This is a genomic window from Parolsenella sp. (assembly GCF_982402205.1).
In genome coordinates this window covers 1-5,933 of sequence record NZ_CEVYAT010000099.1, presented here as the reverse complement: position 1 = coordinate 5,933, position 5,933 = coordinate 1, and the positions used below count along the sequence as shown (strand labels likewise).

Below are 5,933 nucleotides of genomic sequence, written 5' to 3'. Positions count from 1 at the left end.
GAAGTCGTGGGCGCAGACGGCGTCGCCGGTCTCGACCACGATGTCGGCGAGCATGCGCAGGCCGGTGCGGATGAGGTGGTTGTGGACGCTGCCCAGGGCGAGCAGGCTCGGAATGGGCACCTCGCCGGCCGCGGCGCGGTCGGAGATCACGACGATGTTGGCACCGCCACGCACGGCCTCGGCAATTTCGTCGTTGAGGCGGGCAAGCGCGGCCTCAAGCGCACCCTCGCCGGCGTCGCGGCGGTAGGTGGCGTGGAAGACCTGGGTGCGGAAGCCCACGCGGTCGATGGCGCAAATGCGACGGAAGGCGTCGTGGGTAAGCAGCGGCCCCTGCAGGCGCACGAGGCGGCAGGTGTCGCGGCAGTCCTCGAGGAGGTTTCCGTGGTTGCCGAGGTAAAGCACCGAGCTCGTCACGAGGCTCTCGCGCATGGCGTCGATGGGCGGGTTTGTGACCTGGGCAAACAGCTGGTGGAAGTAGTCAAAGAAGCTGCGCGTCTTGCCCGACAGCACCGCGAGCGGTGCGTCGACGCCCATCGAGGCGAGCGGCACCTTGGCGGCCGTGGCCATGGGGCGCACGAGCTCGTCGACGTCGTCGTAGTGGTAGCCGTGCTTGGCGAGGCGCTCGGTGAGGGGCAGCCCCGCGTCGGGCTCGGCCGGCAGCTCGGCGGCGTTGGGCTCGCGCAGGTCGTGGATGTCGAGGGTCTCGTCGCCCAGCCAGTCGCGGTAGGGCTTCTCGTTGGCGTACTTGTCGCGAATCTCGTCGTTCCAGATCACGCGACCCTGGGCGGGGTCGACCTCGAGCATCTCGCCCGGGCCCAGGCAGCCCGCGCGCAGGATGTTCTCGGGCTCCACGTCGATGGTTCCCACCTCGGACGACAGGATGATGCGGTCGTCGCGGGTGACGTAGTAGCGCGCCGGGCGCAGGCCGTTGCGGTCGAGGACGGCGCCCAGGATGCGGCCGTCGGTGAAGGCGATCGCGGCGGGGCCGTCCCAGGGCTCCATGAGCATCGACTGGTAGGCGTCGTAGGCGCGGCGCTTCTCGGAGAGGTTGGGGTTGTGGTCCCACGGCTCGGGGATCATGAGCGTCACGGCACGGTCGAGCGGCCGCCCGTTCATCGTGAGGAACTCGAGCACGTTGTCGAGGATGGCGGAGTCAGAGCCCTCGCGGTTGATGATGGGCAGCACGCGCTCGAGGTCGTGCTGCAGCGCCGGGCTGTAGAGGTTTGGCTCGCGGGCGCGAATCCAGGAGACGTTGCCGCGCAGGGTGTTGATCTCGCCGTTGTGGATGATGTAGCGGTTGGGGTGCGCGCGCTCCCAGCTGGGCGTCGTGTTGGTCGAGTAGCGGGAGTGGACGAGGGCGAGCGCCGTCTCGACGGCGGCGTCGCTGAGGTCGGTGAAGAAGCGGCGCATCTGCGTGGCGACGAGCATGCCCTTGTAGACGATGGTGCGGGCGCTCATCGAGCAGACGTAGAAGATCTTGTTTGCGAGCGCCGGGTTGGCGTCGGCGGCGCGCTCGATGGTGCGGCGGCACACGTAGAGCTTGCGCTCGAAGGCAAGGCCGCGTTCGACGCCCTCGGGACGGCGCAGGAACGCCTGCAGAATCGTGGGCATGCAGGCCTTGGCCGTGTCGCCCAGGTCATGCGGGTCAACGGGCACGTGACGCCAAAACATCAGGGGCACGCCGCACTCGGCGCAGCCCTCCTCGAAGACGCGGATGGCAGCAGCGACGGCCTCGGGGTCTGCCACGCCATCGGTCTCGCCGCACTCGTCGGAGTGAGGGAAGAAGAGCATGGCCACGCCGTAGTCGCCCTCGTCGGGCAGCAGCTGGCCCTCCTTCTGCGCTTCCTTGCGAAAGAAGCGGTGGGGCACCTGGAACAGCACGCCGGCGCCATCGCCGGTGTTGCGCTCGAGGCCCTTGCCACCGCGGTGCTCGAGGTTCACGAGCACCGACAGGGCATCGTCGAGCGTCTGGTGGCTGCGCACGCCCTTGAGCTGGGCGATGGCGCCAATGCCGCACGCATCATGCTCGTAGCTGGGGCGATACAGCCCCTCGTTGGTTGCGTCTTGCTGGTGAGACTCCATGGTCTTAGTCCTTCTCCGTGTGGGTTCAGGCCTTTGCAACCTTACGCAGCGGATGTGTCGCGTCCGTTACATCCAACAACCGGCAACACGCGAGAAAGAATCTTGTAACAAGTGCGGGGACAAAAGACCCGTCCCCCTGTCCCCGGCCTGCTAGTAGGCCTCGATCTGTGAGAGAACCACCTCGCGGCCGCGCAAGAGGTAGGTGTCTTCGCTGCCGCAATGCGGGCAGGTGCGGCCGTGCGCCACGGTTGGGTAGTCGGCCCCGCAGCCGTCGCAGTGGGTCACGGCGGTGAGCGGCTCGACCACAAGCTCGCAGCCCTCCATCATGGGCTCGCGCTTGCAAGCCCACGTCCAGGCGTCCTCGAGCAGCTCGGGCACCACGCCCGAGACCTCGCCCAAGGTGAGCGTCACGCTCTTGACGCTCGTGAGGCCGTTGTCCGTGGCCGCCTTCTTGGCGTCGTCGATGATGTAGAACACGATTCCCAGCTCGTGCACGCGCACTCCCCTTCCACACAAAAGCGGGGCGCCCGCGCCGCGTGCGATGGCGGCAGCGGGCACCCCATGGCGAACGCTCAGCCGCTACTTGCGGTTGAACATAATCTTGAACTGACGCTTGGCAGCGTACTTGAGCAGCGAGGGGATCTTCTCCTCGTACTTGACCATCGTGGAGCACTCGGGGCGCTCGCGGTGGAGGTGGATGGCGTCGAAGGCACACTTGGTCGTGCACAGGCCGCAGCCAATGCACTTGTTGGCATCGACGATCGAGGCGCCGCAGCCCAGGCAGCGGGCGGTCTCGGCGCGTACCTGCTCCTCGGTGAAGCCCTGGGCGTACTCCTCGAACGGGGCCGTGCGCTCGCGCTCGTGGTCGATCGCGGGCTCCTGGCGGCTCGTGGTGTCATACGAGCCCGGCTCGATGTCGTCGCGGTTGAGCTCGCGATAGCTGCGCGGGTTGCGGCCAATGGTGAGCGTGCCGCCCCGCACGAAGCGGTGAATCGAGACGGCCGCCTCGTGACCGGCGGCGATGGCGTCGATCGCGAACTTGGGGCCGGTGTAGACGTCGCCGCCCACGAAGATGTCAGGCTCGGCGGTCTGGTAAGTCTTGGGGTCTGCCACCGCGCCCTGGCCGCGGCCCGGCTCCACGGCCGAGCCCTCGAGGAGGTTGCCCCACTCGATGCTCTGGCCAATGGAGAGGACGAGCTGGTCGCAGGCGACGTCGATCATGTCGGCCTCGTCGTAGGTGGGGGCAAAGCGACCCTCATCGTCAAAGACGCTGGTGCAGCGCTTGAAGCGCACGCCGGTAACGTGGCCGTCCTGCGCGAGGACCTCGGCCGGGCCCCAACCGCACGACAGGCGCACGCCGTCGCTCTCAGCCTCGGCGACCTCCTCGTTGGAGGCAGGCATGATGTCGCGGGCCTCGAGGCAGAGCATGTCGACGCTTTCGGCGCCCAGACGGGCGGCGGTGCGGGCCACGTCGATGGCGACGTTGCCGCCGCCCACGACGACGACCCTGCCGCTCACGGGCTCGGCCACGCCGCCGTCGAGCTGCGCCTCGGCAACCTTGCGCAGGAAGTCGACGGCCACGGTGACGCCCTCGGCATCCTCGCCGGGGATGTTGGCGCGGCGGCCGCCCTGGCAGCCGATGGCCACATAGAAGGCAGAGAAGCCCTGCTCGCGCAGCTGGGCGAGCGTCACGTCGCGGCCCACTTCGACGCCATAGCGGAACTCAACGCCCATGGCCTCGATGACGTCGACCTCGGCCTGCACGACGTCCTTGCCCAGCTTGTAGGCCGGGATGCCGTAGGTGAGCATGCCACCCGGGCGCGCGTTCTTCTCGAACACGACGGGCTTGTAGCCCTTCTCGGCTAGGAAGAAGGCGCAGGTGAGGCCCGCGGGGCCGGCGCCGATGATCGCGACCTTCTCCTCGAAGTCGCCGCGCACCTTGGGGCGCACCTGCGAGGGGATGTAGCGGGTCTCGGCGTTGAGGTCCTGCTGGGCGATGAAGCGCTTGACCTCGTCGATGGCGATGGCCTCGTCGATGCGGCCGCGGGTGCAGGCGTCCTCGCAGCGGCGGCCGCAGACGGCCGGCAGCGGGTTCTCGCGCTTGATGAGGGCAAGGGCCTCGGTGTAGCGGCCCTGGCTCGCGAGCTTGAGGTAGCCCTGGACGGCGATGTGGGCGGGACAGGCACTCTTGCAGGGGGCGGTGCCCGTCTCGTGCGTCTCGACGCGGTTCTTGTTGCGGTAGTCGGGGCTCCACTTCTCGGGACCCCACTTGGCGGCGTCGGGCAGCTCCTGCACGGGATAGCTGGGAACCTTGCCGGTAGACTTGAGGCACAGCTTCTGGCCGAGCTTGGCGGCGCCGGCCGGGCAGACCTCGACGCAGCGGCCGCAGGCCACGCACTTGCTGGACTCGACGCGCGCCACGTAGGCCGAGCGCGAGAGGTTGGGCGTGTTGAACAGCTGCGAGGTGCGCAGGGCATAGCAGACGTTCACGTTGCAGTTGCAGATGGCGAAGATCTTGTTCTCGCCGTCGATGTTGGTGATCTGGTGCACGAAGCCGTTGTCCTCGGCGCGCTGGAAGATCTCGAGGGCCTCCTCGCGCGTGATGTAGCGGCCGCGGTTGGTCTCGACCACGTAGTCGGCCATGTCGCCCACGGCGATGCACCAGTCGTTGAAGTCGTCGCCGCAGCCCTCGCCCAGCGTGTCGCGGCTGGCACGACAGCTGCAGGTGCTCGCGGCGTACTTGCCGTCGTACTTGTCGAGCCAGTGCTTGATGTGCTCGATCGAGATGGACTGGTTCTCGTGCTCGATGGCCTGCTCGACGGGAATCACGTGCATGCCGATGCCGGCGCCGCCGGGCGGCACCATCGGGGTGGCCTTGGAGAGCGGGCCCTTGGAGGCCTGCTCGAAGAACTTGGCGTAGACGGGGTGGTCCTTGAGCTCGGCGGGGCGCATGTTGAGGAACTCGGCGGAGCCGGGCACGAGCATGGGAAGCACCCACTGCTTCTCGGCGGCGATGCCCGTGGCGCTCACGGCGGCGTCGAGTGTGTAGGGAACGCGCATCTTGAGCTTGCAGAGCATGGTGGCCTGCTCGTCGGTGGCCGCCTCGGCAAAGCTCCAGTACTCGTAGGGCAGAAGCTCCTTCCTGCCGAGGATGCGGTTGGTGCAGTGCTCGCAGAGGGCCACAATCGCGGGACGCGGGTTTTCGGGGATGGGCGGCACGAACTCGGAGCCGATGTCGGGCTCGGTGTAGGAAATGCCAGGTCCGTTGAGAATCATCTTGTCTCCTTATGGGCACGGATGTGACAAAGGGGTTGGGGCCTTGTCACGCTTCTTCGCGATTCGTTCGCTAGACGCTTGGGTAGTGCGGGGCGTCCTCGTTGGCGGGGGCGTCCTTGGAGAAGGTGCCGGCCTTCCAGGAGGCCACGGCCTCGGCAAGCCAGCCGGTCCAGGCCTCAACGCCCTCGCCGGTCTTGGCGCTCATCGCAAAGATCTTGGCCTTGGGGTTGCGCAGGTGGACGTTTGCCTCGAGGGCGTCCAGGTCGAAATCGAAGTAGGGCGCCACGTCAATCTTGTTCACAAGCACCACGTCGCAGACCTCGAACATGAGCGGGTACTTGAGAGGCTTGTCGTGACCCTCGGGCACCGAGAGGATGGCAACGTTGACGGAGGCGCCGGTGTCGAACTCGGCGGGGCACACGAGGTTGCCCACGTTCTCGAGAACCGCGAGGTCGATGGCATCGACGCCCGCCTCGGCGGCAGCGGCGTCGAGCTCGGCAAGGCCGGCCGCGCACATGCCGGCGTCGAGGTGCCACATGCCGCCCGTGTGTAGCTGCACGGCGATGACGCCCGCG

4 protein-coding genes are annotated in these 5,933 nt (G+C 67.7%); all 4 read right to left on the bottom strand.

The annotated features are described in order from the left end of the window. Positions 1–2,082 (bottom strand): glutamate synthase central domain-containing protein (locus AC1VTH_RS05995; protein WP_481335251.1); only part of this gene is annotated, 2,082 nt, incomplete at its 3' end. Positions 2,083–2,232: 150 nt separating this feature from the next. After that, positions 2,233–2,577: a hydrogenase maturation nickel metallochaperone HypA gene (locus AC1VTH_RS05990; protein ID WP_481335250.1), complete on the bottom strand. Its 345-nt coding sequence runs from the start codon at positions 2,575–2,577 to the stop codon at positions 2,233–2,235. A gap of 84 nt (positions 2,578–2,661) precedes the next feature. Continuing rightward, the gene (locus AC1VTH_RS05985) at positions 2,662–5,358 is read right to left on the bottom strand and encodes an FAD-dependent oxidoreductase (RefSeq protein WP_481335249.1); all 2,697 of its coding nucleotides are present in this window, start codon (positions 5,356–5,358) and stop codon (positions 2,662–2,664) included. Positions 5,359–5,428: 70 nt separating this feature from the next. Further along, positions 5,429–5,933: hydrogenase nickel incorporation protein HypB (hypB, locus tag AC1VTH_RS05980; protein WP_481335248.1), on the bottom strand; the 505-nt coding region annotated here is incomplete at its 5' end.